Source organism: Anaeromassilibacillus sp. An172 (genome assembly GCF_002160515.1).
GTDB classification, from domain to species: domain Bacteria; phylum Bacillota; class Clostridia; order Oscillospirales; family Acutalibacteraceae; genus Limousia; species Limousia pullorum.
In genome coordinates, this window is record NZ_NFKS01000011.1 from 17360 (window position 1) to 42429 (window position 25070).

Below are 25070 nucleotides of genomic sequence, written 5' to 3' on the forward strand. Positions count from 1 at the left end.
GTATTTTTCTTTTAGGTTTCTATTGACAAATGCTTTTTCAAATTATAAAATTTAAAGAATGTGTGTTTGAGTTTCCCGAGAACCGCATGAATTTTTATAGAAACGGAATGATGGTATGTTTTCAAAAATCAACGACGTATTGTTCCCGGGTCACAAGGAGTATCCACAGATTCCTGCGGGTAAAGCTCTTATTCTTGGACTACAGCACGCCTTTGCCATGAGCTGCGCTACAATTCTTGTACCGCTTGCCACCGGACTTGACGTAGGCGTTGCACTGTTTGCCGCAGGTATCGGCACACTTATTTTCCATATCTGTACAAAGGGCAAGATGCCGACCTTTTTGGGAAGCTCCTTTGCCTTTATCGCCGCTCTTTCATCCATTATCGGAAATTCCGCATTCGGAAACACCAAGGAAGAGCAAATAGCCGCAGCCTGCGGAGGTATAATCGTTGCAGGCGGTATCTATGTTGTAATCGCTTTGATAATAAAGCTTATAGGAAGCGGTTTTATTGAAAAGCTTATCCCTCCGGTTGTTCGTGGCGTTGGAATAGCAATTATAGGTCTGGGTCTTTCCGGCTCTGCTATTTCAAACATTCAGTCAATCAACCCTGAAACCGGAGCGCCTTATTTTGACGCTTTGTACTACTGGAGATGGGGTATAGCTATTTTCGTACTTCTCACAGCTATTCTTCTCTCCTGTTACGGAAAAGGACTTTTAAAACAGTCCTCAATTGTAATTGCCCTTTTGGGCGGTTATATTGTAACCATGACCGCTGTAGGCACAGGAATTGCACCGTCAGAGCTTATGAGCTTCGGCGACCCGGCGGCAGGTACAGGAATTTACAGAAATCTTTTTGAAATTCCAAACTTTGTACTGCCAAGATTTGATTTAGGCGCAATTATAATAGTAGCCCCTGTTGCAATAGTAACCTGTGTTGAACATTTGGGCGACGTTTATGCAAACGGTGCTGTTGTAGGCAGAGATTTCACAAAAGATCCCGGACTTCACAGAACAATGCTGGGCGACGGTCTTGCAACTATGGCTGCCGGATTTATGGGCGGTCCATCCAACACAACATATTCCGAAAACACCGCTGTTCTTGCCGCAACAGGCAACTATAACCCGGCAAACCTTAGAATTGCCGCTGTTATTGCAATCGCAGTAAGCTTCTTCGGAAAAGGAATCGGCGCAATAGAAACACTTCCTACCTGTGTTTTGGGCGGCGCATGTATTCTCCTTTACGGTATGATTTCTTCCGTTGGTCTGAGAACACTTGTTGAAAACCAGGTTGATTTCAAGAGCAACAGAAATCTTTCAATTGCCGCAGTAATGCTTGTGCTTGCTATCGGCGGCGCAGTAATGGGCGGCCCTGATTTTTCACTTTCCGGAATCGGTCTGAGCATTATTGCCGGCATAGTTTTAAATCTTATTTTGCCTGATAAATCAAAAGCATCAGAAAACTAATTGCTTAACCTTTTTTATAAGGAGGTCTTTACTGTGAAAAACGAAAACTCAAAGCCCGCTGTAGTTAAAACAAAGAACACTGAGTCAGAAACCTATATCGCTTATAAGGTCTCTGTGGTTAGTATTATCGTCAATGTAATTTTATCTTTGTTTAAATTCTTTGCAGGTATATTTGCAAATTCCGGAGCTATGGTTTCCGACGCTATTCACTCCGCTTCGGACGTTTTCAGCACCTTCATCGTTATAATAGGTGTAAAGATTTCCGGCAGAGAGTCTGACGATTCCCACCGCTACGGTCACGAAAGAATGGAATGTGTTGCCTCTGTAGTGCTGGCGGCTATTCTTATGGTAACAAGCTTTGGAATTGGCTACAGCGGTTTTATGCAGATTCTCAATTCTCAGGAAACAGAAATCAAAGTCCCCGGTATTTTGGCTCTTATCGCCGCTGTGGTTTCTATAGCCGTTAAGGAATGGATGTACCATTACACTATGCACGGTGCTAAAAAAATCAATTCAGGGGCTTTAAAAGCCGATGCATGGCATCACAGAAGCGACGCTATTTCCTCTGTAGGAAGCCTTATCGGTATTTTGGGTGCAAGACTTGGTTTCCCTGCCGCTGACCCGATTATGAGTATCGTTATCTGTGTAATTATTCTTAAAGCCGCTTTCGATATTCTCAAGGACTCTATCGACAAAATGGTTGATAAATCCTGCGATCAAAAAACTATAGATGAAATGAAAGAAAAGGTTTTATCCGTTAAAGGCGTTATGCACATAGACGATATTAAAACCAGACTTTTCGGAAATAAGATATATGTGGATATCGAAATTTCTGCCGACGGAAATATGACTCTTTTTGAAGCTCATGACATCGCCGAGGATGTTCACGACCTTATGGAAAAGGATTTTCCCGACGTAAAACATTGTATGGTCCACGTTAACCCACATTGATTTTTAAAATAAAACTCAGCAGATTTTAGCGTCTGCTGAGTTTTTTTATTTTTATAAGATTATAATAGAGCGTCCCTAAGTAAAATAAACAAAAGTCAACCGAGAGCAAGCCATAAATTAAGAAAAAGGTATCACCCGCCATACTATAAAGTTATTTCATAGCTAAATCCTTGCATAGTAAAAATAAAAAATAAAATCAAAGCCAACCGAGAGCGAGCCATTCCAAAGACTAAGGAAAAGGTCTCGCCCGCCATGTAATAAAGTTAATTTATTATCCAAACTTTTGCATGGCGGATATAAAAAACTCGCCCGCTATGTGATGAAGTCTATTTCATAGATAAATCCTTGCATAGTAAAAATAAAAAATAAAATCAAAGTCAACCGAGAGCGAGCCATTCCAAAGACTAAGGAAAAGGTCTCGCCCGCCATGCGATGAAGTCTATTTCATAGCCAAACCTTTGCATGGCGGAACTAAAATTAGCTGGCGTGTTTTAGTTGGAGACGGAGCTTGTCGGAAATCATGGCGATGAATTCGCTGTTTGTGGGCTTGCCTCTTCCGTTGTGGATTGTGTAGCCGAAATAGGAATTAAGTACGTCCACATCTCCTCTGTCCCAGGCGACCTCTATGGCGTGTCTTATGGCTCTTTCAACTCGTGATGAGGTGGTTTCGTATTTTTTGGCAACTGTGGGATACAGCTGCTTTGTAACGGCATTTATTATGTCAGGCTTTTCGACGGATATGATTATTGAATCTCTCAGGTAGTGATAGCCTTTTATGTGTGCAGGTACGCCTATCTGATGAAGAATTTCAGTTACTCTCACTTCAATTCCGTTGTCACCGCCAGAAAGCATTGCGCTTTTGTCCTTGTTGAGCTTTATAAGTCTTTGTATGTTGTCTGCCAAATCCTGAAGTTTGAAAGGTTTAAGTACATAATATGAAGCACCTGCGGACATTATTTCACGCTCGATAAGCGAGCTGTGAAAGCTTGAAAATACTACAAAAAGCGGCTGTTTTATGTTTTGATTTTTTGTTATGGCTTTTAAAACGCCCATAGAGTCAGTATGTGTCATAAGCGAGTCCATAATAACCACATCTGGCGAGTCGGAAAGTATTCTTCTGATGAGTTCATCCCCGTCTTTTTGACAGAAATCAACAAGCATATTCATTTGTTCAAGGGTTAAAAGCTCTTCTTTTGAAAATTCCGACGCTTCTTCCGTAATTATTACCGATATTTTATTGTCCATTGTGAAAATCCCCCGTACTGTTTTATTTAATGTAACTATATTACCATAAATTGGTAATTATAGCAATACTTTACATTCATTTTTTTTAATTTTTTATCGACAGGAAAAACTCTTTTTTCCTCTTAAAAAACACCGTGGGACAGATTAAAATCTTTTATACTTTTATAAAACAACATTTGCAAAAACAAAAAATTAAACCGGCTGAAACAAAAAATCCAACCGGTTTTAATGATAAAATTTTGCTGTGTAAAATCAGATACAGAAGTTGCCGTCTTTGAAAATCTGGATTTCCTGACCGTCGGTGGTAATTCCGTAAATATTCAAATCCTTTGTGCCAATCATAAAGTCCTCATGGATTATTGAGTCGTTTACACCCATATTTCTAAGCTCTTCCAAGGTGTACTTGTCGTAATCCTTTACGCAGTTTGTAAATCCTCTTCCCAAGGCAAGATGGCATGAGGCGTTCTCATCAAACAGAGTGTTGTAGAAAAGCAAACCGCTGTTGTTTATCGGTGAATCGTAAGGAACCAAAGCGCACTCACCCAGCATTGCGGCTCCCTCGTCCATTGTAACCATCTGCTGTAAAAGCTCTTGATTTTTCTCCGCCTTTACTTCAACAACCTTGCCGTTTTCAAATCTCACGCTGAAATTCTCAATAAGCTGACCCTGATAGGAAAGTGGCTTTGAGGAATAAACAATGCCGTCGGCTTCTCCAGCTTTTGGAGTTGTGAAAACCTCCTCTGAGGGGATATTGGGGTTGAAGAAATTGCCCTCAAGGGAATACTCTCCGCCGCCCATAAAGAGAGCCTGCTCCATAAGTCCCACTGTAAGGTCTGTGCCGTTGGAGGATTTATATACAAGCTTTCTCAGGTTTAATGAGTTGAGATAATTGCATCTCTGCTCAAGCTCTTCGTTGTGCTGTTTCCATGCTTCTATCGGGTCTTTGTCTGCTCTTGAGGTATAAAGTATTGCCTCCCAGAGCTTCTCCATTGCCTGGCTCTTGTTGAGGTTCGGGAACACTTTCTTAGCCCATTTAACGCCCGGAACTGCGGCTATGCACCACTGGTAATGGTTGTCCATCTCGTCAAGATACTGCTTTAAAACCTTGTATCTTGCCTGCTGGGATTTTGCGTATTTCTCCTGCTTCATTCCTGCAAGACCGTCAGGGTCTTCGGAAAGAATATAAATCATTGCAGGAAGTCTTTCAAGACGGTACTTTACCTTTTCAAGCTCCCAGTTTTCCACTGTTGACAGAGTTTTCTGTGTTCTGTAGCGCACATGAATTTTTGTAAGAGGCTGGAAATTCCATTCAACCTCAACCTTTTTTGCGCCAAGCTTGTAGCACTCCTCAACAAGCATTGCGATAAATTCCGGCTGGTCCAGGTCGGCTCTTATAATTACTTCCTGACCCTTTTTAATATTTACTCCTACGGAAGCTATAAGATTTGCATAGCTTCTCATCACTGTTTTTTTCATATATTACACCTCTGTGCATTAAATACATTATATGTTATTTATATACATTTTTTAAAAGTATATTCAAGGTTTATGAATTAAGCATTGAGTTTGCGGCGAGCATTACGCCCATTTTTCCGCTGTGGAAGTTAAGTCCTCCCTGCATCCATACGGCATATGGTTCTCTTAAAGGTGCGTCTGCGGAAAGCTCTATTGATGAACCCAAAGTAAATGCGCCTGCTGCCATTATAACCTTGCTGTCATAGCCGGGCATATCTGATGGTTCTGGATATACAAAGCTGTCAACCGGTGCGCCCTTCTGTATTCCACGGCAGAAAGCGCAGAGCTTTTCGCTGTCCCCCAGCTTCAATACCTGAATTATGTCCCCTCTTCTTTCGTTGTACTTAGGTGTTACTTCATATCCCAAAATTTCAAAGAGAGCGGAGGCAAAAACCGCTGTTTTCAGTGCTTCACCTGACACGTGGGGTGCGTGGAATGCGCCCATGAAAAGCTCTCTGCTCTGATTAAGGGTTGCGCCCTGTTCTCTGCCTATTCCCGGAGTTGTAAGGCGGTAAGAGCACATCTCCACAAGCTTTTTCTTTCCGGCGATATATCCGCCTGTAGGGGCAATTCCGCCGCCGGCGTTTTTAATAAGGGAGCCTGCCATTATATCAACGCCGCAGGAAAGAGGTTCTTTTTTCTCCACAAACTCGCCGTAGCAGTTATCAAGCATTATAATTGTCTTTCTTGATTTTTTTCTTACTGCACGGCAGATTTTCTCTATGTCGGCACAGGTGAGAGTCGGGCGCAGGCTGTAGCCACGGGAACGCTGGATATAGACCATTTTCAAGTCTTCGGTAACTCTGTTTTCTATAGCTTCCAAGTCCACTGTTCCGTCCTCTTTAAGCTCAACCTCGTCATATTTAATTCCGAAATCCTTTAAAGAGCCGGGGTAATTGCCCTCAATTCCTATTGTGCTTCTTATTGTGTCGTATGGTATTCCTGTAACGCTGAGCATTGTATCTCCCGGTCTGAGCATACCGAAAAGTGCAACCGCCAGGGTGTGAGTTCCGCAGACAAAGTTATGTCTTACCAAAGCGTCCTCAGCGTCAAAGGCATAGGCGTAAACCTTATCTAAAATATCTCTTCCTCTGTCCCCTATTCCGTAGCCTGTAGAGGCGGCAAAGTGTGATTCGCTTACTCCTGCCTCCTGAAAAGCTTTCAGCATTTTAAGCTGGTTAAATTCCTGTATTTCGTCAATTCTTGCAAATTCGTCTTTGCAAAGCTCCATAGCCTTTTTTGAGGCTTCAACAATTCTTTCATCAATATCAAAAAACGGTACTGCCATTCATTTCATCCTTTATTTTTTATTTCCGCTTTTGGAAAGGTTTTATTTTCAATTAACATTCTTAAACGGCGGGTCAAAGCTTTCAGCTATAATTCTGTTACATTCCCATCTGTGATAACAATTTAAAAATATATTTCTTTCCACGTTCCGCAATTTATGTAACCGGCGGTATTATAAAACTTTTCGTTTTTATTTTCTTCTCTGTATAGATAAATCTTTTTCTTTTCACGGAAAAGCTGACTTGTTATATATTTAGTCATATATGTTCCGAAGCCCTTGTTTCTGTATTTCTTTCCCGTTGCCACCGCACCGATTATGGCGCAGTTTTCAGTTTCCGCAACTGTCATGGCGCAGGACACAAGGTTCCCATCGTTATCCTCTATGCCGCAGACCCTTGAGGTGTTTCTCCTCTGTTTAAATGAGATATCAAGGCAAAAGCTTTCACAGTCCGGAAGATTGCTGTTATTGGAAAAGTTTTCCGCAAGGAGATTGTAAACATCTTTAAGCTTCGGGCTTATTACTCTGTCGTTTTCTGCAAGCTGAGGTTTCGGGAAAATATATCTCATGATTTTTCCTGTGGTTTCCTTTTTACATTCCAAATCAAGGGAGTATTTTCCGTCCATCAGCAAACTTGTGGCTCCGGCAACCCTTATAAAAGACGCTATTTCCTCAAGGTCCGCTTTATCAGTGAGATACAGCACAAACTGGGTCCCAAGCCTTGACAAAGCGGCAACAGCCTCTTTATTTTTATCAAGCTGAACCCAAAAATCCGCAAAGGGAATAAGCTCCCTGTAAGCATTAAACAGGGAAGCTATTCTGCAAACAAAAGGGTCGTCGCCGGGGAATTTATCAAGATAATTTTTTATATCAAAATCGCCCTCATGTATTTTTATCATACGCTTTGGGCTCCTCTTAAAAATCTTGAGATAAGCTTCTTTGTGAGCTTCAAAGAATCTTCCATATCGCTTAAAGACACAAGGGAAAGTCCCGAGTGTATATATCTGCATGGAAGTGACAAAGCCAAGGTTCTCACGCCGCCACGGCTTGTGTGGATTGCTCCGCTGTCGTTTCCCCCTGCAACCGCAGACTTTACCTGAGCTTTAACGCCTATATCCTTTGCAGCTTTAAAGGCTTCCTTAAACATTTCCTTGTCATAGATTGTGCTTCTGTCCATAAATGAAACCACAACGCCGTCGCCCACATGGCACACAGCTTTGCTGTCCTCACAGCCGTGTATATCGGAAGCTGTTGTGGACTCCAAAACTATGGCGTAATCCGGGTCAACAGTGTAGGCGGCGGTTTTAGCCCCACGCAATCCCACTTCCTCCTGCACCACAAAGGTAAAGGTGCAGTCGTATTCAAGCTGTGATTTTATAAGCTCAATCATTATAAAACAGCCTGCTCTGTCGTCTATGGCTTTGGCTTTTAATGTTGTGCCCAGGCTTACTGCGTCCTCGTTTATCTCAAAAGGTGAGTAAAAGCACACGCTGTCGCCGATACTTACATACTTTTCAGCCTCTTCACGGCTTTCGGCTCCTATATCTATATACATGTCGGAGATTTTCGGAACTGCTTCTTTTTCATCCTCAGAACAGAGATGTATAGGCTTTACTCCTATAACTCCGTCTATGGAGTTTTCACCAACGGTTACACGCTTTCCGAAAACCACACGTCTGTCGATACCACCTACCTGGTCAAATTTCAGAAAACCTCTTTCCGTTATATATGTGACCATAAAACCGACCTCGTCCATATGGGCGGAAATCATAAGCTTTTTATCAGGTGTTTTAAGCCCCTTTTTAAAAACTATAAGGTTTCCCATATTGTCGGTTTTTATATCAACGGCATAGTCCTTAATCTCTGAAATTATAATATCCCTTACCTTGGTTTCATCTCCGGAAATTCCCGAGCAGGTGCAAAGCTTCTTTAAAAGCTCATATCTTTCATTCATCTTTAACACCTCCGGAAATTACAAACTCCGCCAAAAGCTCTGCTGTGTATTTTACATCATTGATGTTGATAACCTCGCAGGCTGTGTGCATATATCTCAAAGGAACCGAAACAAGTCCGCACTTTATTCCGCCCTTTGAAACACCCAGCTTATCGGCGTTTGTGCCTGTGCGCATTGTCCATACTTCCTTTTGATAAGGTATACTTTTATCCTCGCATATATTTACAAGCTTATTTGTGACCTTTTTATCAAGGGTTGAGGAATAGCAAATCATTGTGCCTTTTCCCAATGCTCCCGGATTACAGCCCTTTAAATTATCCGGCTGTTCAGCAAAGCTTGTGTCTACTGCAACGGCTGTTGAGGCTGTTGTTTCAAATCCCCCTGTTATTGCTCCTGCCCCGTTTGTTTCCTCCCTTGAGCTGAAAAGAAACTCTACATTTCCCTGATAACCCATATCATTTAAAATGTGGGCGCAGCAGATAAGAGCGGCAACTCCCGCACGGTTGTCAAGTCCCGGTGCAGCGATTTTATCTCCCAAAAGCTCGCAGGGCTTTGAAAAGAATGCAGCTCTGTCGCCTATTGAAACTATTTTTTCTATCTCTTTTTTGGAAAGTCCGCAGTCCACCCAGAGGTTATCCTCTTTTATGGCTCTGTCCTCCCTGCCGTCGGAAAGATGAGGAGGTGTGTTGCACACCACGCCCATAATGTTTCTCTCTCCTTTTATTATAAGGGGAGAACCCTGCATAACTCTCATGTCACAGCCGCCAACCTTGGCAAGCTTTAAAAATCCTTTTGAATCTATCGACACCACTGCAAAGCCTATTTTGTCCGTGTGGGCGTCAAGAAGCACAGAGGCTTTATTTTTATCGCCTATAAAGGCTCTCATATTTCCGTTTCTTGTTTCGATTTCAGGTCTGATATTTTCCGGAAGATTTTCCGAAATCACGCTGAAAATCTCTTTTTCCTCGCCGGCTGTTCCACCGGCTGCGGTAAGCTCAAAAAGAAGCTTTTTTATAAATTCTTTATTAACAGTCATATGAAATCACATTAAAGTCCCATAACTATGGACTTAAAGTGCTTTCCCCTTTCGTCAAAATTTTTGTAAAGGTCGAAGCTGGCGCTTGCCGGTGACATTGAAACTATATCGCCGCTGACTGCAACTTCTTTTGCCTTCTGCACTGCTTCTTCCATTGTGTTTACTCTGAATATTACCGGATTGTTTTCGCTGTAGTTATCTGAATTTTTTACAGCCTCTTCTATTTTGTCCGCTGTTGCTCCCAAAAGTATGAGATACTTTACCTTGTCGCAGATAACAGGGCCGAGAGGTGCATAAGGTATATGCTTGTCGTATCCTCCGGCAATCACGATAATTTTGTCTTTATAGAGGGAAAGTGTTCCGGAAATTGTTCTTGTAGGGCTTGAAGCGATTGAATCGTTGTAGTACTTAACGCCGTCCAATTCACGGACAAACTCCATTCTGTGTTCAACTCCGTTAAATTCCTTTGCAACCTTGTTTATTGTTTCAACATCGGCAATTCCCCACACTGCGCTGATTGCTGTCATATAATTTTCAACGTTGTGCATACCCGGGATTCTTATATCCTTTATATCCAGAACAGGTGTTATAATTCCGTTGTCGCTGTATTTTATCATATCGTTTTCAAGATAAGCACCGTTTTCAACCTTGCTATTTCTTGAGAACTTAACAAGCGCTCCTCTTACATCCTTTGAAAAACCCTCTGTAATATCGTTGTCTTTATTTAAAACAGCTTTACAGAAGCCGTCCTGATGGAGAATTATGTTTTTCTTTGCGTCGATGTACTCCTGCATATCCTTATGTACATCAAGGTGGTTAGGCGCTAAGTTTGTCACAACGGCAATATCCGGTGATTTTCTCATTGAGATAAGCTGGAAGCTTGAAAGCTCTACCACAGCGTAATCCTCTTCATCTATATCGTAAATCTCAGGAAGAAGGGGATTTCCTATATTTCCTCCCAAGTGAACCTTTTTGCCGCTGGCCTTTAAAATCTCGGAAATAATGGTTGTGGTTGTTGTCTTTCCGTCTGAGCCTGTAACTGCAATTATTTTGCATGGACAGAGCTTAAAGAAAACCTCCATTTCGGATGTAACAACAACGCCTTTTTTTCTCATTTCGTTGAGTTCATCCATATAGAAACGCATACCCGGAGTTCTGAAAACTATGTCTGCGTGAATATCTTTAAGGTAATTTTCGCCTAAGCTCAGCTGTGCTCCGCATTTCCTTGCAAGCTGTGCATTTTCGCCCAGCTGTTCCTCTGTTCTCTTGTCGCAGGCGGTAACTATTGCGCCACGGTCTGCAAACATTTTAATAAGAGGGAGATTGCTTGTGCCTATTCCGCAGAAAGCCACCCTCTTGCCCTTTATATCGTTAAAAAATTTATCTGCCTGACGGTTCATAATAAAACCTCCGTATAAAAATAGTTTATTGTTAAAACCCTATCATAAAATTATACTTTTATTCTCGGTAAATATCAATGTTTTTTCAGAAAAACTTGTATTTAAAGGGGAAAAATAGTATTATTCTTTTAAAGTCACGGTTAAAGGAGAAAGACTATGCTCTACGATTATTTGCAGATAGATAAAAATTCCTCTGTCCCTCTTTATCAGCAGATTTATAATTCCATTAAAACCGCTGTTGAACAGGGGGCATTAAGCAAGGACACAAAGCTTCCATCAATACGAAAGCTTTCCGACTCTCTGCTTGTTTCAAAGACAACTGTTGAAAGCGCATATCACCAGCTTTGCGCCGAGGGCTATATACGAAATGTGCCACGCTCCGGCTACAGGGTAAACGCAGAAATAACAAAAACAGAGGGAAATGTTTTCCGGTCTGAAAGCACAAATCCGAAACAGGAGCACAGAATTTACCGTTTTGATTTCGGCACAAAGGCGGTAGACAACAGCACCGCAAACCTTAAAGTATGGAAAAAATATGTCCGTGATATTTTAAACCGTGAATACCTTTTGAACACATACGGAGAACCTCAGGGAGAACTGTCCCTTAGAAAGTCACTTGAAAAATACAGCTTCAGCGTAAGGGGCGTCAACTGCTCTGAAAACAACATTGTAATCGCCGCAGGCACACAGCTTCTTCTGTATATTCTCTGCGGTCTTATGGGAAAGGAGCTTAAAATCGCCATAGAAAAAGGTGCATACATTCAGGCGGAACAGGCTTTCCGTGACCTTAGGCACAATATAGTTTACTGTCCCTTGGACAAACACGGCGTTATTCCGGATTTTATTAAAAACGAAAAGCCCGATTTTCTTGTGTTAAACCCAAATTCCACCGGAAAAGACAGAAAAGCCATGCCCATTGAAAGAAGAATAAAGCTTATTAAAGCCGCAAAGGAAGTTCACTGCACAATAGTTGAGGATGACTATAATGGCGAGCTTAGATACACCACAAGACCTATTCCCGCAATGCAGAGTCTTGACTCAAATCAGGTTGTATACATTGGTTCATTTTCAAAAATTCTTCTCCCCGGCGTGCGTATAGGTTACATGGTTCTTCCCCATTTTCTTTTGGAAAAGTACAGAACAGTTTCCGCCTACTACAATCAAACCGCATCAAAAACAGAACAGTTGGCTTTAAGCAGATATATTGACGAGGGCAAGCTTGAGGCACATCTCAGAAAGGCGAGAAAACAGTACAGCCTGAAAAGCCAAAAGCTCTGCGAATGTATGAAAAGCCGTTTTAAAAACAAGCTTTTAAAATACAGAATCAACGAAACCTCTCTTACTGCCGACTTTCTTTTAAACACAAGCTTATCGGAAACCGATATTTATACCCTGCTTTTAAATCAGGATATAAACACGGTAAAACAGCGTGACGACTTCAACCTTACATTAAGCTTTTCCGGTATCGACCTTGAAAAAATTGAAGAGGCTGTAGACTGCATTTACTCATCGCTTTTAACCTCTTTGTGATTATTTTCGTAAAAAGGACTTTTTAAAAGGTTCAGCATAACCAAAAGTTTATACAGAAGAAAATAAAAGGTGAAAAACAAAAACACCCAGAAGCTTTTAAGCTGTAAAGAAAGAAAAACCGCCGCCATTCCCAAAAGGGGATGTATTTTAAGTGACACGGAAACTATTTTAGGTTCTGCGATTTCTCTTATAATTGAAATCAAGAGCCAGCTTACAAACAGTGCGCCCGCTACAAAATAATTGCCCGTAATAAGATTTACCGCCGCCAAAGGAAGATATATAAGTCCCGGGCCCAGTATTGGGATTATATCAGCCACTCCGCTTAAAACAGCAAAGAGAAAGGCGTACTTTATCCCCAACACGAAAAATATAAACAAAGTTTCCAAGAAGGTCACAAGATAAATTATCATATAGGATTTAAAAAACGATTTCATCATCCTGCCGCCCTCTCCGAAAAGAGTTCCTATTATTTTTTCGGACTTCGGAGGCAGGATATTTTTTGAGCCTTTTTTCAGCTTTTCAAAATCGTGGGTAAAATGGTAGGTGGAAAGAATTGAAGCTAAAAATCCCATAAACACTATTGGTATAACGGTGAAAAGATTCGCTATATATCCGTATGCCGCCGAAGCCGCTTCCACCGCCCTGCCTGCGGAATCCATAACATTGTTCATGTTTCTTTGAAGAAACTCCGAAGTGAAAATTCCGTTATACCATTCCATAAAGCGATCGATGTAGTTTTCTTTCTGCAAAAAATTTATTATATCGAAAATCTCCTGCACAAGGGAAATTATCACCCAAATCAAAAGACCAACAACGGACAAAAATATAACCGCAGTTATCACCGCCGCAGAAAATCCTCCCAGAAATTTAAGTTTATTTTTCAAAAAGCGGTACACCGGCTGCATTATAGCCGCAAAAACAAAACCTATGAAAAAGGGCGCTGTGCAGGGAAAAGTCCAAACAAAGAGCAAAAACAAAACTGTATAAATGATTGTAAACTTAACAGCAGGCGCAAAACGCTCATATAAAAAGCTGTTTTTAATCCTGTAAACAAAAGAATATCTCATTTTTTATTCACTGCTTTCCTTTTATTTCCCAATAAGTATGCCCTATTTCCTTAAAAAAATTAAAATAAATTGACAAGAGCTTAGAAATGTATTAAAATCAATTATACGAGTAAGCTGAACAGCTGCGGACAAACGCCGAAAGGCTTTGCCCGAGGAAAGTCCGGGCTCCACAGAGCAAGAATAACGGCTAACGGCCGCCGGGGGCGACCCTAGGGAAAGTGCAACAGAAAGCAACCGCCCGATCATCTTTTGATTGTCGGGTAAGGGTGGAAAGGCGAGGTAAGAGCTCACCGTGGCTGCGGAGACGCAGCTGACGTGTAAACCCTATTCGGAGCAACACCGTGGAAAGGAACATATACGTCTGCTCGGCGTGTTCCAATGGAGGTGGCGTTGAGCAGTGTCGGCAACGCACTGCCAAGATAGATGGCTGTTCACGACAAAACCCGGCTTATAGGTTTACTCGCATATTTATCGGGTAGGCAAAGAGGCTTTACGTCACTTTGTTTACCCGATAGATTTTTATACTTTTGCAAATTTTAATTTTTTATAAAGGAGAGAATACCATGAGCGCAAACCCACAGATTACAATCACCATGGAAAACGACGACAAAATTGTTTTGGAGCTTTATCCGGAAATCGCACCAAACACAGTTAAAAACTTTTTAAGCCTTGTAAACAAGGGCTACTACAACGGCCTTTGCTTCCACCGTGTTATTTACGGATTCATGATTCAGGGAGGCTGTCCGGAAGGCACAGGCATGGGCGGCCCCGGCTACACAATTAAGGGCGAATTTTCCGGCAACGGCTTTAAAAACGACCTCAACCACACAGAGGGTGTTATCTCTATGGCAAGAGCTATGAACCCTGATTCAGCCGGTTCTCAGTTCTTTATCATGCACAAAAACGCTCCTCATCTTGACGGAAGCTATGCCGCTTTCGGTAAAGTAATCGAGGGTATGGACGTTGTAAACGCCATCGCAGAGTGCGACACAGACTTCCGTGACAAGCCTTTAGACCCACAGGTTATGAAAACTGTTACAGCTGAAACCTTTGGTGCAGAGTACGGCGAGCCTGAAAAAGTTTGATATTGATTTTATATAAATAATAAAACAAGAGGTGACAAAAATTGGAAAAGAAAACTTACAAGGATTTCGACAACTATTTAAAAAGATATCCTGACAAAAACGGTTACTTCGGCGAGTACGGCGGACAGTTCCTGCCACCTGAGCTTATCCCTGCTTTCAAGGAAATCGACGACGCATACGAGGAAATCTGCCACAGCTCCCAGTTTATCAGCGAGCTGAGAAGAATAAGAAAAGAGTTTCAGGGCAGACCTACTCCTGTTTACCACTGTGAAAGACTTTCCAGAATGCTTGGTAAGGTTCAGATTTACCTCAAGCGTGAGGATTTGAACCACACAGGCGCTCATAAGCTCAACCACTGCATGGGTGAAGGACTTCTTGCAAAGTACATGGGCAAAAAGAAAATCATCGCTGAAACAGGCGCAGGTCAGCACGGTGTTGCCCTTGCCACTGCCGCCGCATATTTCGGCCTTGAGTGCGACATTTACATGGGCGAAGTTGACATCGCAAAACAACACCCAAATGTTATCAGAATGAAAATGCTGGGTGCAAGGGTTATTCCTGTTACTCACGGACTTAAAACCCTTAAAGAAGCTGTTGACGCCGCTTTTGATGCATATCTTAAAGAATACAAGGACGCTATCTACTGCATCGGTTCAGTTGTAGGCCCTCACCCATTCCCGAAAATCGTAAGAGATTTCCAGTCTGTTGTGGGATTTGAGGCTAGAGAGCAGTTCCTTGAAATGACAGGAATTCTTCCTGACGCAGTTACCGCCTGTGTCGGCGGCGGCTCCAACTCTATGGGCATGTTCGCAGGATTTTTAAGCGACCCTGTTGACATTTACGGTGTTGAGCCTTTGGGACGAGGCAGTGCAATCGGCGACCACGCCGCAAGCCTTGCTTACGGCAAAAAGGGTATTCTTCACGGCTTTGAAAGCTATCTTCTCCAGGATGAAAATGGCGAGCCTCTTCCTGTTTACTCCATTGCCAGCGGACTTGACTATCCGTCAGTAGGCCCTGAGCACGCATATCTCCACGACTGCGGCAGAGTAAACTATGTATCAGTTGACGACGAAGAAGCAATGAAAGCATTCTTCATGCTCAGCCGTTACGAGGGTATCATTCCTGCAATCGAAAGCTCTCATGCTCTCGCTTACGCAATGAGATACGCAAAGGAACACGACACAGGTTCAATCCTCGTATGCCTTTCCGGCCGTGGCGACAAGGACATCGACTACGTCTACGAAAAATACGGCACCGGCGAATGTTTTATTTCCGACCTGCAAAAGTCTGACAAATAAATTAGCACCTGCACAGGTCGGGCGAGACCTTTTGCTTAGTCTTTAGAATGGTCCGCTTACATTTGACTTTTTTATTTCCGACCTGAAAAGTCTTACAAGTAAATTAACGTCTGTACAGGTCGGGCGAGACCTTTTGCTTAGTCTTTAGAATGGTTCGCTCTCATCCGACTTATTTATTTCCGGATTGTAAGAGTTTGGATTGGAAATAAAATTCATTTCAAGACGTGAGAGACCTTCTGCTTAATCTTTGGAATGGTTCTCTTGCATTTAACTTTTTTATTTCCGCTTTACTAATTTTAGTTTGGAAATAAACACTATTTCAATAAATATAAAAACAACCGTGGTTCTTTAAATTTTGAACCACGGTTATTTTTTATATAACTAAATTCCTCTATCAAATTCTAATACAACTTAATATGACAATGATTTCAACAAATCGTGCTTGATATCCCAGAGCTTCTGAGAAAGGTCCACATAATACTCATGTGGGTTTTCAAATCTTGTAACCTCATCCCAAAGGGTTTCAAGCTGTTGTTTACAGTATTCTCTGATATGTTCAAGACCCGGCATCTTTACGCACAGTTTTCCGTCCTTAAAATACTGAACTCTCAGTTCTCTTGCATAGAAGTTTGTTATTGTCTTTCTCTTCCATGTGGCGTTAGGGTCGAATATCTCATATGGCTTACTGTCGTCAATTTTTTCATCAAACAATGTCAGCACATCGCCCAGCGCTTTTCCTGTTTCTCTGTCATAAAGTCTCCAAAGGTTTTTACGGCATGGGTTTGTTATCTTCTCAACATTTTCGCTTATCTTAATTTTCGGAGTTACTGTTCCGTCTGGATTTTCAATAGCCGCAAGCTTATAAACACCGCCGAACACCGGTTCTGATGATGAGGTTATAAGTCTTTCGCCTACTCCGAACAAGTCAACCTTTGCCCCCTGCAAAAGCATATCCCTTATTATATATTCATCAAGAGAGTTGGAAGCGCAGATTTTACAATCCGGATATCCCGCCTCGTCCAGCATTTTTCTTGCTTTCTTTGAAAGGTAGGTTATATCTCCGCTGTCTATTCTTATTCCCGAAGGTCTTAATCCCTGAGGCTTCAATATTCTGTCAAATGTGCTTATTGCATGTGGTACACCTGACTTTAATGTATTATAGGTATCTACAAGCAATGTACAGTTTGTTGGGTACTGTCTTGCATATGCGTCAAAAGCCTCCTGCTCTGACGGGAACATCTGTATCCAGCTATGTGCCATTGTTCCCAGTGCAGGGATACCGAAATCTCTGTCTGCGCAGGTACATGCTGTTCCTATGGCTCCGCCGATATATGCGGCTCTTGCTCCGTAAATAGCGCCGTCGTAGCTTTGGGCACGGCGTGAACCAAATTCCATTACCGCTCTTTCCCCTGCGGCTCTCACAATTCTGTTTGTCTTTGTGGCAATAAGGGTCTGGTGGTTTATTGAAAGCAAAATCATGGTTTCAACAAACTGTGCCTGAATAACAGGACCTCTCACCGTTACAATAGGCTCACCCGGGAAAATCGGTGTTCCTTCGGGAACTGCCCACACGTCGCATTTAAACTCAAAGTCACGGAGATATTTAATAAAATCCTCTGAAAACATCTTTTTGCTTCTCAGATACTCTATATCCTCATCGTCAAATTTCAGGTTTTTCAGATACTCAACCACCTGTTCAACGCCTGCCATTATAGCAAAGCCGCCCTTGTCTGGATTTTTTCTGTAAAACATGTCAAAATAGGCTATTCTGTCACCTATTCCGTTGTTAAAATATCCGTTTGCCATTGTCAGCTCGTAAAAGTCTGTAAGCAATGTTAAATTTCTCTGTTTATCAAGATTATACACTTAATTCGTCTCCTTTTAAAAAACTATATCCTTCGGAACTTCTATTCCGTTTGTTTTCATATTATAAAAAGCAAACAGGTTTGAAATATCTCCGCCGTGTGAACCGCCGTCATAGGTTTCGCAAAGGCTTTGAATTACAATCACCCTTTTATTGAGATTTCTTCTGTTGAAATCTGTTTTAAGGCTTAAAGCAAACTGCAAAACACAAAGGTCGGTACAGCATCCGCATATGATAAAGTTTTCAATATTATTATGGTTTTCAAGCCATTTTTGAAACTCCGGCTCGATAAATCCGTTGGTGGAATTTTTCTTTATCTCTGTGCCCACAAAATGTTTCCGGATTTCTGAGGTAATTTTTTCCTCCTGGGTCTCGCAGATACAGTGTGGCGGATAGGAAGCAAACTCCTGACAGTCTTTATTATGGCTGTCGCAAAAAGCCAGCATTTCAATTTTATTTTCATTGCAGGCTTTTACAAGCTCGGCGGTTCTTTCATTTATAGCCAGAACTCTCGGGCTTGACAACGCTCCTTCCTTTACAAAACCGTTGACCATATCAACTATTATCAAGGCGGTTTTTTCATTTTCAAAAGAGCTTAGCTGTATCGAAGCTTGTAAGCCAAGCTCTTTAAACATATCTGTAAGTACGGAAGCTGTGTTTTCTTTCATAACCTCCGAAAAATCTTTAAACATATGAAATTGCCCCTTTCTTTATAGCAATAATAATATATTCCAATATTCAGTTGTAAATGAACCTAAATAAAACGAAATGTCATAAAAAAATTAAAATATTGTAAATATTAAAGGGAAACTGTATCAAAATTTTAAATTTTTTATCGAAAAACACTTGTTTTTTTTCGTTAAGAGTATTATAATGTATTTACTCGCTATTTATTTTCTTAGAAAGAATTATCGTGATTATATACTTTCTTAATAGCAGTTTTCTCGGGGTATCGGCTTGACGATTCCTGTTTTTATTTTACAATACCAAAAAATAGGCGGTAAATCCGCTTACAGGGAGTGCAAAAAATGAGATTAAGGAAACAGTCTTTAGGCGACAGAAATCTTGTGGGAGCAAGGGTAGAAGCAGCCAGAAAGAAAAAGGGTATGAAACAAAAAGAACTTTTAGCTCAGCTTCAGGTTAACGGTGTCGATATGAACGCTTCCGGTCTTTCAAAGCTTGAAGGTCAAATCAGATTTGTCACAGATATTGAACTTGTCGCTTTAGCTGATATACTTGAGGTTTCTGTAGATTACCTTTTGGGCAGAGAATAATCGAACTATATTTTAAAAATTTGCGGACACATTGGTGTCCGTTTTTATTTTGTAAATAATTATAATCTGTTTGACACAAAGAGGAATAAGTATTATAATTTTCAAAGACAATAATCAAATTTTGAGGTGTTGTAAATGAATATCAGAGAAGAATCACTTAAAAAGCACTACGAATGGAACGGCAAAATTGAGGTAATTTCCCGTGTTAAAGTAAACACATCCGAGGACTTGTCCCTCGCCTACACCCCGGGCGTTGCTGAACCATGCCTTGAGATAAACAAAGATTACGAGAAATCCTTTGAGCTTACAAGAAGAAACAACCTTGTAGCTGTTGTAACAGACGGTACAGCTGTTTTAGGTCTTGGAGATATCGGCCCTGAAGCAGGTATGCCTGTTATGGAGGGTAAATGCGCTCTCTTTAAGGAATTTGCAGACGTTGACGCTTTCCCAATCTGCGTAAGAAGCAAGGACGTTGACGAGATTGTAAGAACTATTTATCTCATCAGCGGAAGCTTCGGAGGAATTAACCTTGAGGATATTTCCGCTCCAAGATGCTTCGAGATTGAAAGAAAGCTCAAGGAAATCTGCGATATTCCTGTTTTCCACGATGACCAGCACGGCACAGCTGTTGTAGTTGCCGCAGCTCTTATCAACGCTCTCAAAGTTGTTGGCAAAACTATGGACAGCATTAAGGTTGTTGTAAACGGCGCAGGTTCCGCAGGAATTGCAATCACAAAGCATCTTTTAAACCTTGGTGTTAAGAATGTAATCATGGTTGACCGTTTCGGCATTATCTGCGAGGGTATGGAAGAGCTTAACTCAGAGCAGGCTTATATGGCAACAATTACAAATAAAGAGCACATGAAAGGAACTCTTGCGGACGCTATGAAAGGCGCTGACATGTTCCTGGGCGTTTCCGCTCCGAATATTGTAACAAAAGAGATGGTAGCTTCCATGGCTGAAAAACCAATCGTATTTGCTATGGCAAACCCAACTCCTGAAATTATGCCTGACCTTGCCAAGGAAGCAGGAGCCGCTGTTGTGGGAACTGGCAGAAGCGATTTCCCAAATCAGATAAACAACGTTTTGGCTTTCCCCGGTATTTTCAGAGGAGCACTGGACTGCCGTGCTAAGGAAATAAACGAAGAAATGAAAATTGCCGCTTCCTACGCAATAGCAGGACTTGTAAGCGACGAGGATATTTCCAGCGAGTACATACTCCCTAACGCACTTGATAAGAGAATCGGAAAGGCTGTTGCTCAGGCAGTAACAGAAGCCGCCAAGAAATCAGGTGCCGCAAAATAAAAATTTAATAGTCTTTAAGGAGGATTTAATATGGTAAAGTCAAGATTTCTACAAATCACTTCTATTCTGATGATTGTGTTCAGCGCCATTATGATATTCTTTTCATTGGTATTTTTTATCATTGCAATGGTATCTTCTTTGGCTACTTCCCACGCCACTTACTATTTTTCATCCTATTCCTACCACTCTTCCTCATCTATGTCTATAATGTTTAATTTGGCAGCGGCTATTTCAGGTTCGGTTATAAATATTATAGCAGCTATTGTGGGAATATGCGGCGGTGCTTACGGATTGAAAAATTGGAAGGTTCAGGAAAAAGCAGGTAAAAATATGATTTTTGCCATCTCCTCAATTATCATCACAGTAATCGGCTTTGTTCTGTTGGCTGTAGGTGTTTTGCCTCTTATTCCGTTTTTGTTTGTATGGTTTATTTTCCAAATGGTAGCTCCTGTTCTTCATCTAATCGGAGCTTACACTATGAAACAGGGAAAACCTATCAGCACAAGTACAAATTACGGATACGTTCCATACAACAACTATTACAATCCAAACGAAGGTTATAACAACAACGGTTACTATCCGCCTAACGGATACGAAAACAACGGATATAACGGCGGTTATAATCCAAACCCAAATTATGGAAACGGAGAAAACCAGAATTATAATTACAGCAATGCAAATTATACACAGTCTAACTCCGAACCAAATGAAGGATATCCAAATAACAATTCCACAGACAATCAAAATTAAAAATCAATCCCCGATGACAATGGGAAGTTGTCATCGGGGATTTTTATTGTAAATTTTAAATTCTATTTAGCCGAGAGAATAACGATTATGTTTTCCTCATCAACCACTTTTACATATCCTTCATTTATCAGCTGCTCTATTTCCTCTTGCTTTTTATCTCTTTGAGAAGCATTTCTCATATCGTAGATATAATAATCAACATCTGTAACGTCAGTGTAATTTCTCTCATATATTTCATCTCTCTGAGATAATCTGGCTACAAACATTGTATCGGAAATCACAGAAGCATCCGACGGGATATCGTCAAGGTACATGTTTATTGTATTTATAGTTTCCTGATTGTCAAAATACTTTACAAAGTAGGATGCAAATCCTGCGCTTGTACAGAAAAATCCTGCAACAGTTCCCGCCACAATAAACAACGCCATAAACTTTTTAAATCTGCCTTTTAACCTTTTGAGATTTATAACAACCAGATAGAAGAAAATAGCTATAACGCCGAAATTGTACTGGAAGTAAATAGAATGTTGATAATTGTAGTCAGGCATCAAATTTATCAGCACAAAGGGCATAATTAAAATCAGCTGCTGGGGCTTTTTACAAAATACAGGCAAAAATCCCAAGGGCGCAAGCATCATTATCGCATACAGCAGTTTTTCAATCTCAAAAGACTCGAAAATAACAAGCGCCGGGTTTACAAGAACGTTTTTCACAACCTCCAGCAGACTTCCGTTTTTGTTGGTCATAAAATTACTGAAACGGTTCGTCATTGCTCCGTATCCCTGAAAATACAAAAGCATCAAAGCAAAACCAAAGTAGAATATTGATATTGCCATCATCAGCGAACTGTGAAAGCGCATCTTTCCTGTTATTATAAAATATACACAGACAAAGAACAGGTAAATAAAAGCGTCCTCTTTTACCATCAGAACTAAAATTCCGAACAGATAGAAAAGCGGAACTTTCCTCTTTTCCGCCGCATAGAAAAACCAAAGCAGCAACGGCAGCAGAAAACAGTTTTCATGTATATCATAAAAACATCCGCCTGAAATTGCCGGGAAAAACAAAAACGCTGTGGCAATGCAAATTGTGTATTTATTGGAAAGCTGATAATGTCTGCAAAGCAAATACAAGGGAATTACTCCGCTTGCCAAAATCACCGCCTGCATAATTTGCAGATACATTGGATTCGGGAAAATCAAATATCCCGGAAGCAACAGATAGAAAATCGGTGAAACATGTATTGCGAAATGGGATAAAAGCGTTCCTCTCTCTGAGGTTGTCAAAGGCATGAATGTTTCCTTCATATAGTAAAACATCTGAGAAAACAAACCGAAGTCATAGTTGGGAGCGCTGTATGTGAGATATCTGAATACTCCAAATCCTCCCACAAACGCCACAAAGGCAGCTGCCCCTAATGCTATATACACTTTTAACATACTGTCGCTTATGCTTAATAATTCAAACATCTTTACACGATATTTCACCGTGAAATAAAGCACAAACGCCCAAAATACCAAAACTCCCGCAAGCAGTTCGGTTTTGTTATTGTAACCTGCAACAACAATTATTGTATACACAAGAAGAGAAAGCAAAAGAAATCCGCTGTCAAAATATCTGCTTTTTAAATATATTACCACTGCTGTGACAACAAAAAATACCAGTGCCATTACCATAATCATGACAAGCACATTTACACGTGAAGAATACTTCACAGTCAGCAAGGATTGACCGCTGACTGTAAAAGCCATGATTCCTGAAGCAAAAAGCCAGGCTGAAAGCAATCTAAGCAACAGGTTCTGTATGGAATTCGGTTTTAATTCCACAGCTCTATTTCGTAAAATTCTTCTGCCTTCTTTACTATTAGCGTTCTCCTCCTCTCTCATGAACGTTTTATTTTCATTATCGTTCATATCCATAGTATAATCTCTCCTTTCAGTCAAAAACAGTCATTAACCTTAAGAGTTATATTTGATTATACTATATCAAAAACATATAGTCAATAAAAGGCTTTTTTGTCGAACTATGATACACAATTCAGTTCTATTTTACTATACCGTTTTTTATTTATATAGATATAAAATAACAATTAACATATTTATATTACTTCTAAAATGTGTTATAATTATAATATAAATTTATTTATAGATAAAATGTAACAGAAAAAACAAGACCGGCATTTTTCCTTTGAAAAGCCGATCTCTAAACAATTTATTTTATTTTATAATTCATTTTTCTCTCTGCATTCTGTATTAAGTTAGAAAGTGAGGTGTATTGTTCCGGATAAACTTCAGAAATCGACTCAGGATTAAGTAAATTCTGATGCTTTTTTCCTCCGTTTTCCTGACCTTTTTTTTGATAAAATTTTGATTCGTATTTTATCTTTGCACATGACATCTCCATAATTGAATTGCAGTATCCTTCAAATATTTCCGAAGGAATTGAAAATGTCTTTCCTGTTCCGGGTACATAAAGCTCATACAACATTCTGTAAATCTTGTAAACAGATGCGGTAAAGTAGGATGTTACATCTGCTGACACAGCTTTTGAATTTAACTGAGGTAAAGCCTCATACAAAATGCTCACTGAATCTGTTATAATCTTTCGGTTCAGCGCATGAATAACAGAGATTTTCGGTTTTGAATCCTGGAAAGAATCTTTTTCATCAGGTTCTTCCTGATATACCGCACCTCCGTTTCTGTTGGCGCTTCTTCCCAAAAGATAATCGCAGGAAACGGAATAATAGTCGGCAATTTTAACCACAAATTCAAGGCTGCATTCTCTTATGCCGTTTTCATAGTGTGACATCAAAGCCTGGGAAACACCAAGGTCTTTTGCTGCCTGGCACTGACTTATACCTTTTTCTTTACGAAGCATTGTTATAATTCTTCCAAATCCCTTTTTCATTCAAAAAACCCCCAAACAACACACGGGCTTATAAAACCTTATCATATTAAATAGTACTTACTTTTATTCGCATTATAGATACTATAAAATATTTATTGCCATGTGTCAATAGCGTTTTTATTGTTTTGTTTAACAAATATAACATTTACATCTATATTGTTACATATTATCTAAAACATGGCAGATCATACAGTGTTTAAATAGAAATATTTCAACAAATAAACCTTATTATTTTATAAAATTTTGTCCGTATAGTTTATTGTAAATTTTTTAGTAAAAATCGTAAATTCATTTTGTTGTTTTTTATCAAAAAAAAGGCTATTTTTGCTAAAATAATACTTACACAATTGTAGATTCACACATTAGTAAGAAAAGGATGAACAAAATGGTTTTTGGTGACATTTTAAGGAATCTTATTGAAGAAAAATGCATAACCCAAAAAGAACTTGGAAATCAGCTTAATATTGCACCATCAACAATCGGAAACTATGTACGTAATTTAAGAGAGCCAGACTACCAGACATTAAAACAAATAGCATCGTATTTTAACGTATCTACCGATTATCTCCTTGATTATCACTGTGAAGAAGTCATAGCTGAAAATCATAGAGAAGACGAACTGCTGAGAATATTTCGTGCCCTAAGCGATCAGCAAAAGGATTTTTATTTAGCTCAGGGAAAATTATTCTTAGCTCAGTCTTTCGGTGAAAATAAAAGCAACTCCAAGGAATGACATTAGTTTTGAGTACACATGATTTTTCGATTTTTTAATTCACAACTTAAAAAATAACACGATTCACACAGTATCATTGAACGATAGGCTCTCTAACTATCTACAATCAATACAAAAAAGACTTGCTCCTGATTTTAGGGTGCAAGTCTTTTTGATTTGTATTATTACTTTTCCGTACACTTTATTCCGTAGTTTCCCCTGCTTCCACTTTCATATCCTCTGTAAATTTCGTAAAGCTTTTCACCTATTTTTACTTCTTCATCACTTATAAAAACACAGGTTTCTCCGCTTTCTTCACAATACTTTGAAATCGCCTCTTTCGCTTTGGACACTGTTGGATATGATGTTCCGTCTTCATATGGAACCCAAAAAGATTTTCTAAACATCTTTAGCATAAGCAAATTCC

Annotated in this window: 22 protein-coding genes and 1 other RNA gene; 10 read left to right on the forward strand and 13 right to left on the reverse strand. The window is 40.2% G+C overall.

The window, feature by feature from the left end:
• Positions 1-115: 115 nt before the first annotated feature.
• Together B5F08_RS06745 and B5F08_RS06750 are read left to right on the forward strand one after the other, a co-directional pair.
• On the forward strand, positions 116-1465 hold the full coding sequence (locus B5F08_RS06745) for a uracil-xanthine permease family protein (RefSeq protein WP_087377658.1): 1350 nt from the start codon (positions 116-118) through the stop codon (positions 1463-1465).
• A gap of 33 nt (positions 1466-1498) precedes the next feature.
• The gene (locus B5F08_RS06750) at positions 1499-2416 is read left to right on the forward strand and encodes a cation diffusion facilitator family transporter (protein WP_087377660.1); all 918 of its coding nucleotides are present in this window, start codon (positions 1499-1501) and stop codon (positions 2414-2416) included.
• A 477-nt stretch (positions 2417-2893) separates the two neighbouring features.
• On the opposite strand, the gene spo0A is transcribed toward B5F08_RS06750, so the two are convergent.
• The 7 genes from spo0A to murD all read right to left on the reverse strand — a co-directional run bounded on the left by spo0A (position 2894) and on the right by murD (position 10851).
• Positions 2894-3661 carry a sporulation transcription factor Spo0A gene (gene spo0A / locus B5F08_RS06755; RefSeq protein WP_087377662.1) on the reverse strand — a complete coding sequence of 256 codons (768 nt, stop codon included), beginning with the start codon at positions 3659-3661 and terminating at the stop codon, positions 2894-2896.
• A 252-nt stretch (positions 3662-3913) separates the two neighbouring features.
• Positions 3914-5137 carry an aminopeptidase gene (locus B5F08_RS06760; RefSeq protein ID WP_087377664.1) on the reverse strand — a complete coding sequence of 408 codons (1224 nt, stop codon included), beginning with the start codon at positions 5135-5137 and terminating at the stop codon, positions 3914-3916.
• Between the two features lie 70 nt (positions 5138-5207).
• Positions 5208-6464: a methionine gamma-lyase family protein gene (locus B5F08_RS06765; RefSeq protein WP_087377666.1), complete on the reverse strand. Its 1257-nt coding sequence runs from the start codon at positions 6462-6464 to the stop codon at positions 5208-5210.
• Positions 6465-6586: 122 nt separating this feature from the next.
• Complete coding sequence (locus tag B5F08_RS06770; protein WP_158096241.1) at positions 6587-7360, reverse strand: GNAT family N-acetyltransferase; 774 nt, start codon at positions 7358-7360, stop codon at positions 6587-6589.
• Positions 7357-8415, reverse strand: coding sequence for a M42 family metallopeptidase (locus B5F08_RS06775; RefSeq protein WP_087377670.1), 1059 nt, complete (start codon positions 8413-8415; stop codon positions 7357-7359). Before B5F08_RS06775 ends, B5F08_RS06770 begins: the two co-directional genes overlap by 4 nt.
• Entirely contained in the window at positions 8408-9451 is a 1044-nt protein-coding gene (locus tag B5F08_RS06780) for a M20/M25/M40 family metallo-hydrolase (RefSeq protein WP_087377672.1), read from the reverse strand. Before B5F08_RS06780 ends, B5F08_RS06775 begins: the two co-directional genes overlap by 8 nt.
• A gap of 11 nt (positions 9452-9462) precedes the next feature.
• The gene (gene murD, locus B5F08_RS06785; RefSeq protein ID WP_087377674.1) at positions 9463-10851 is read right to left on the reverse strand and encodes a UDP-N-acetylmuramoyl-L-alanine--D-glutamate ligase; all 1389 of its coding nucleotides are present in this window, start codon (positions 10849-10851) and stop codon (positions 9463-9465) included.
• A 156-nt stretch (positions 10852-11007) separates the two neighbouring features.
• Between murD and pdxR the strand changes: the two genes are divergently transcribed.
• A complete protein-coding gene (gene pdxR, locus B5F08_RS06790; protein WP_087377676.1) occupies positions 11008-12381 on the forward strand; it encodes a MocR-like pyridoxine biosynthesis transcription factor PdxR in 1374 nt (457 codons plus the stop codon).
• Here pdxR and B5F08_RS06795 read toward each other — a convergent pair.
• Entirely contained in the window at positions 12354-13448 is a 1095-nt protein-coding gene (locus B5F08_RS06795; RefSeq protein ID WP_087377678.1) for an AI-2E family transporter, read from the reverse strand. The genes pdxR and B5F08_RS06795 overlap by 28 nt on opposite strands.
• Before the next feature lie 106 nt (positions 13449-13554).
• On the opposite strand from B5F08_RS06795, the gene rnpB reads away from it, so the two are divergent.
• The 3 genes from rnpB to trpB all read left to right on the forward strand — a co-directional run bounded on the left by rnpB (position 13555) and on the right by trpB (position 15831).
• Positions 13555-13915, forward strand: an RNA gene (gene rnpB, locus B5F08_RS06800) — RNase P RNA component class A.
• A 96-nt stretch (positions 13916-14011) separates the two neighbouring features.
• On the forward strand, positions 14012-14533 hold the full coding sequence (locus B5F08_RS06805; protein WP_087377680.1) for a peptidylprolyl isomerase: 522 nt from the start codon (positions 14012-14014) through the stop codon (positions 14531-14533).
• 41 nt (positions 14534-14574) lie between these two features.
• On the forward strand, positions 14575-15831 hold the full coding sequence (trpB, locus tag B5F08_RS06810; RefSeq protein ID WP_087377682.1) for a tryptophan synthase subunit beta: 1257 nt from the start codon (positions 14575-14577) through the stop codon (positions 15829-15831).
• Positions 15832-16242: 411 nt separating this feature from the next.
• Here the strand turns inward: trpB and B5F08_RS06815 are convergent, their stop codons facing one another.
• Positions 16243-17697 carry a nicotinate phosphoribosyltransferase gene (locus tag B5F08_RS06815; RefSeq protein ID WP_087377684.1) on the reverse strand — a complete coding sequence of 485 codons (1455 nt, stop codon included), beginning with the start codon at positions 17695-17697 and terminating at the stop codon, positions 16243-16245.
• Positions 17698-17712: 15 nt separating this feature from the next.
• Entirely contained in the window at positions 17713-18363 is a 651-nt protein-coding gene (locus B5F08_RS06820; protein ID WP_158096242.1) for an isochorismatase family cysteine hydrolase, read from the reverse strand.
• 360 nt (positions 18364-18723) lie between these two features.
• Here B5F08_RS06820 and B5F08_RS06825 point away from each other — a divergent pair, with 360 nt between their 5' ends.
• The 3 genes from B5F08_RS06825 to B5F08_RS06835 all read left to right on the forward strand — a co-directional run bounded on the left by B5F08_RS06825 (position 18724) and on the right by B5F08_RS06835 (position 21024).
• Positions 18724-18969 carry a helix-turn-helix domain-containing protein gene (locus B5F08_RS06825; RefSeq protein WP_087377689.1) on the forward strand — a complete coding sequence of 82 codons (246 nt, stop codon included), beginning with the start codon at positions 18724-18726 and terminating at the stop codon, positions 18967-18969.
• 135 nt (positions 18970-19104) lie between these two features.
• On the forward strand, positions 19105-20274 hold the full coding sequence (locus B5F08_RS06830) for an NAD(P)-dependent malic enzyme (RefSeq protein WP_087377691.1): 1170 nt from the start codon (positions 19105-19107) through the stop codon (positions 20272-20274).
• A 30-nt stretch (positions 20275-20304) separates the two neighbouring features.
• Entirely contained in the window at positions 20305-21024 is a 720-nt protein-coding gene (locus B5F08_RS06835) for a hypothetical protein (protein ID WP_087377693.1), read from the forward strand.
• A gap of 62 nt (positions 21025-21086) precedes the next feature.
• On the opposite strand, the gene B5F08_RS06840 is transcribed toward B5F08_RS06835, so the two are convergent.
• Together B5F08_RS06840 and B5F08_RS06845 are read right to left on the reverse strand one after the other, a co-directional pair.
• Entirely contained in the window at positions 21087-22943 is a 1857-nt protein-coding gene (locus tag B5F08_RS06840; RefSeq protein WP_087377695.1) for a DUF2079 domain-containing protein, read from the reverse strand.
• 292 nt (positions 22944-23235) lie between these two features.
• Positions 23236-23931, reverse strand: coding sequence for a helix-turn-helix domain-containing protein (locus B5F08_RS06845; protein ID WP_087377697.1), 696 nt, complete (start codon positions 23929-23931; stop codon positions 23236-23238).
• Between the two features lie 385 nt (positions 23932-24316).
• Here B5F08_RS06845 and B5F08_RS06850 point away from each other — a divergent pair, with 385 nt between their 5' ends.
• Complete coding sequence (locus B5F08_RS06850) at positions 24317-24664, forward strand: helix-turn-helix domain-containing protein (RefSeq protein WP_087377699.1); 348 nt, start codon at positions 24317-24319, stop codon at positions 24662-24664.
• A 164-nt stretch (positions 24665-24828) separates the two neighbouring features.
• Here the strand turns inward: B5F08_RS06850 and B5F08_RS06855 are convergent, their stop codons facing one another.
• Positions 24829-25059: a DUF4318 domain-containing protein gene (locus B5F08_RS06855; RefSeq protein ID WP_242968331.1), complete on the reverse strand. Its 231-nt coding sequence runs from the start codon at positions 25057-25059 to the stop codon at positions 24829-24831.
• Positions 25060-25070: the final 11 nt, after the last annotated feature.

What these genes read in the sequence shown, in the direction of transcription:
- B5F08_RS06820 (WP_158096242.1), bottom strand. Translation starts at nt 18,363, where the DNA reads ATGAAAGAAAACACAGCTTCCGTACTTACAGATATGTTTAAAGAGCTT.
- pdxR (WP_087377676.1), top strand. Translation starts at nt 11,008, where the DNA reads ATGCTCTACGATTATTTGCAGATAGATAAAAATTCCTCTGTCCCTCTT.
- spo0A (WP_087377662.1), bottom strand. Translation starts at nt 3,661, where the DNA reads ATGGACAATAAAATATCGGTAATAATTACGGAAGAAGCGTCGGAATTT.
- B5F08_RS06830 (WP_087377691.1), top strand. Translation starts at nt 19,105, where the DNA reads ATGAATATCAGAGAAGAATCACTTAAAAAGCACTACGAATGGAACGGC.
- B5F08_RS06745 (WP_087377658.1), top strand. Translation starts at nt 116, where the DNA reads ATGTTTTCAAAAATCAACGACGTATTGTTCCCGGGTCACAAGGAGTAT.
- murD (WP_087377674.1), bottom strand. Translation starts at nt 10,851, where the DNA reads ATGAACCGTCAGGCAGATAAATTTTTTAACGATATAAAGGGCAAGAGG.
- B5F08_RS06775 (WP_087377670.1), bottom strand. Translation starts at nt 8,415, where the DNA reads ATGAATGAAAGATATGAGCTTTTAAAGAAGCTTTGCACCTGCTCGGGA.
- B5F08_RS06850 (WP_087377699.1), top strand. Translation starts at nt 24,317, where the DNA reads ATGGTTTTTGGTGACATTTTAAGGAATCTTATTGAAGAAAAATGCATA.
- B5F08_RS06805 (WP_087377680.1), top strand. Translation starts at nt 14,012, where the DNA reads ATGAGCGCAAACCCACAGATTACAATCACCATGGAAAACGACGACAAA.
- B5F08_RS06780 (WP_087377672.1), bottom strand. Translation starts at nt 9,451, where the DNA reads ATGACTGTTAATAAAGAATTTATAAAAAAGCTTCTTTTTGAGCTTACC.
- B5F08_RS06760 (WP_087377664.1), bottom strand. Translation starts at nt 5,137, where the DNA reads ATGAAAAAAACAGTGATGAGAAGCTATGCAAATCTTATAGCTTCCGTA.
- B5F08_RS06840 (WP_087377695.1), bottom strand. Translation starts at nt 22,943, where the DNA reads ATGGATATGAACGATAATGAAAATAAAACGTTCATGAGAGAGGAGGAG.
- B5F08_RS06845 (WP_087377697.1), bottom strand. Translation starts at nt 23,931, where the DNA reads ATGAAAAAGGGATTTGGAAGAATTATAACAATGCTTCGTAAAGAAAAA.
- B5F08_RS06795 (WP_087377678.1), bottom strand. Translation starts at nt 13,448, where the DNA reads ATGAGATATTCTTTTGTTTACAGGATTAAAAACAGCTTTTTATATGAG.
- B5F08_RS06825 (WP_087377689.1), top strand. Translation starts at nt 18,724, where the DNA reads ATGAGATTAAGGAAACAGTCTTTAGGCGACAGAAATCTTGTGGGAGCA.
- B5F08_RS06765 (WP_087377666.1), bottom strand. Translation starts at nt 6,464, where the DNA reads ATGGCAGTACCGTTTTTTGATATTGATGAAAGAATTGTTGAAGCCTCA.
- B5F08_RS06770 (WP_158096241.1), bottom strand. Translation starts at nt 7,360, where the DNA reads ATGATAAAAATACATGAGGGCGATTTTGATATAAAAAATTATCTTGAT.
- B5F08_RS06835 (WP_087377693.1), top strand. Translation starts at nt 20,305, where the DNA reads ATGGTAAAGTCAAGATTTCTACAAATCACTTCTATTCTGATGATTGTG.
- B5F08_RS06855 (WP_242968331.1), bottom strand. Translation starts at nt 25,059, where the DNA reads ATGCTAAAGATGTTTAGAAAATCTTTTTGGGTTCCATATGAAGACGGA.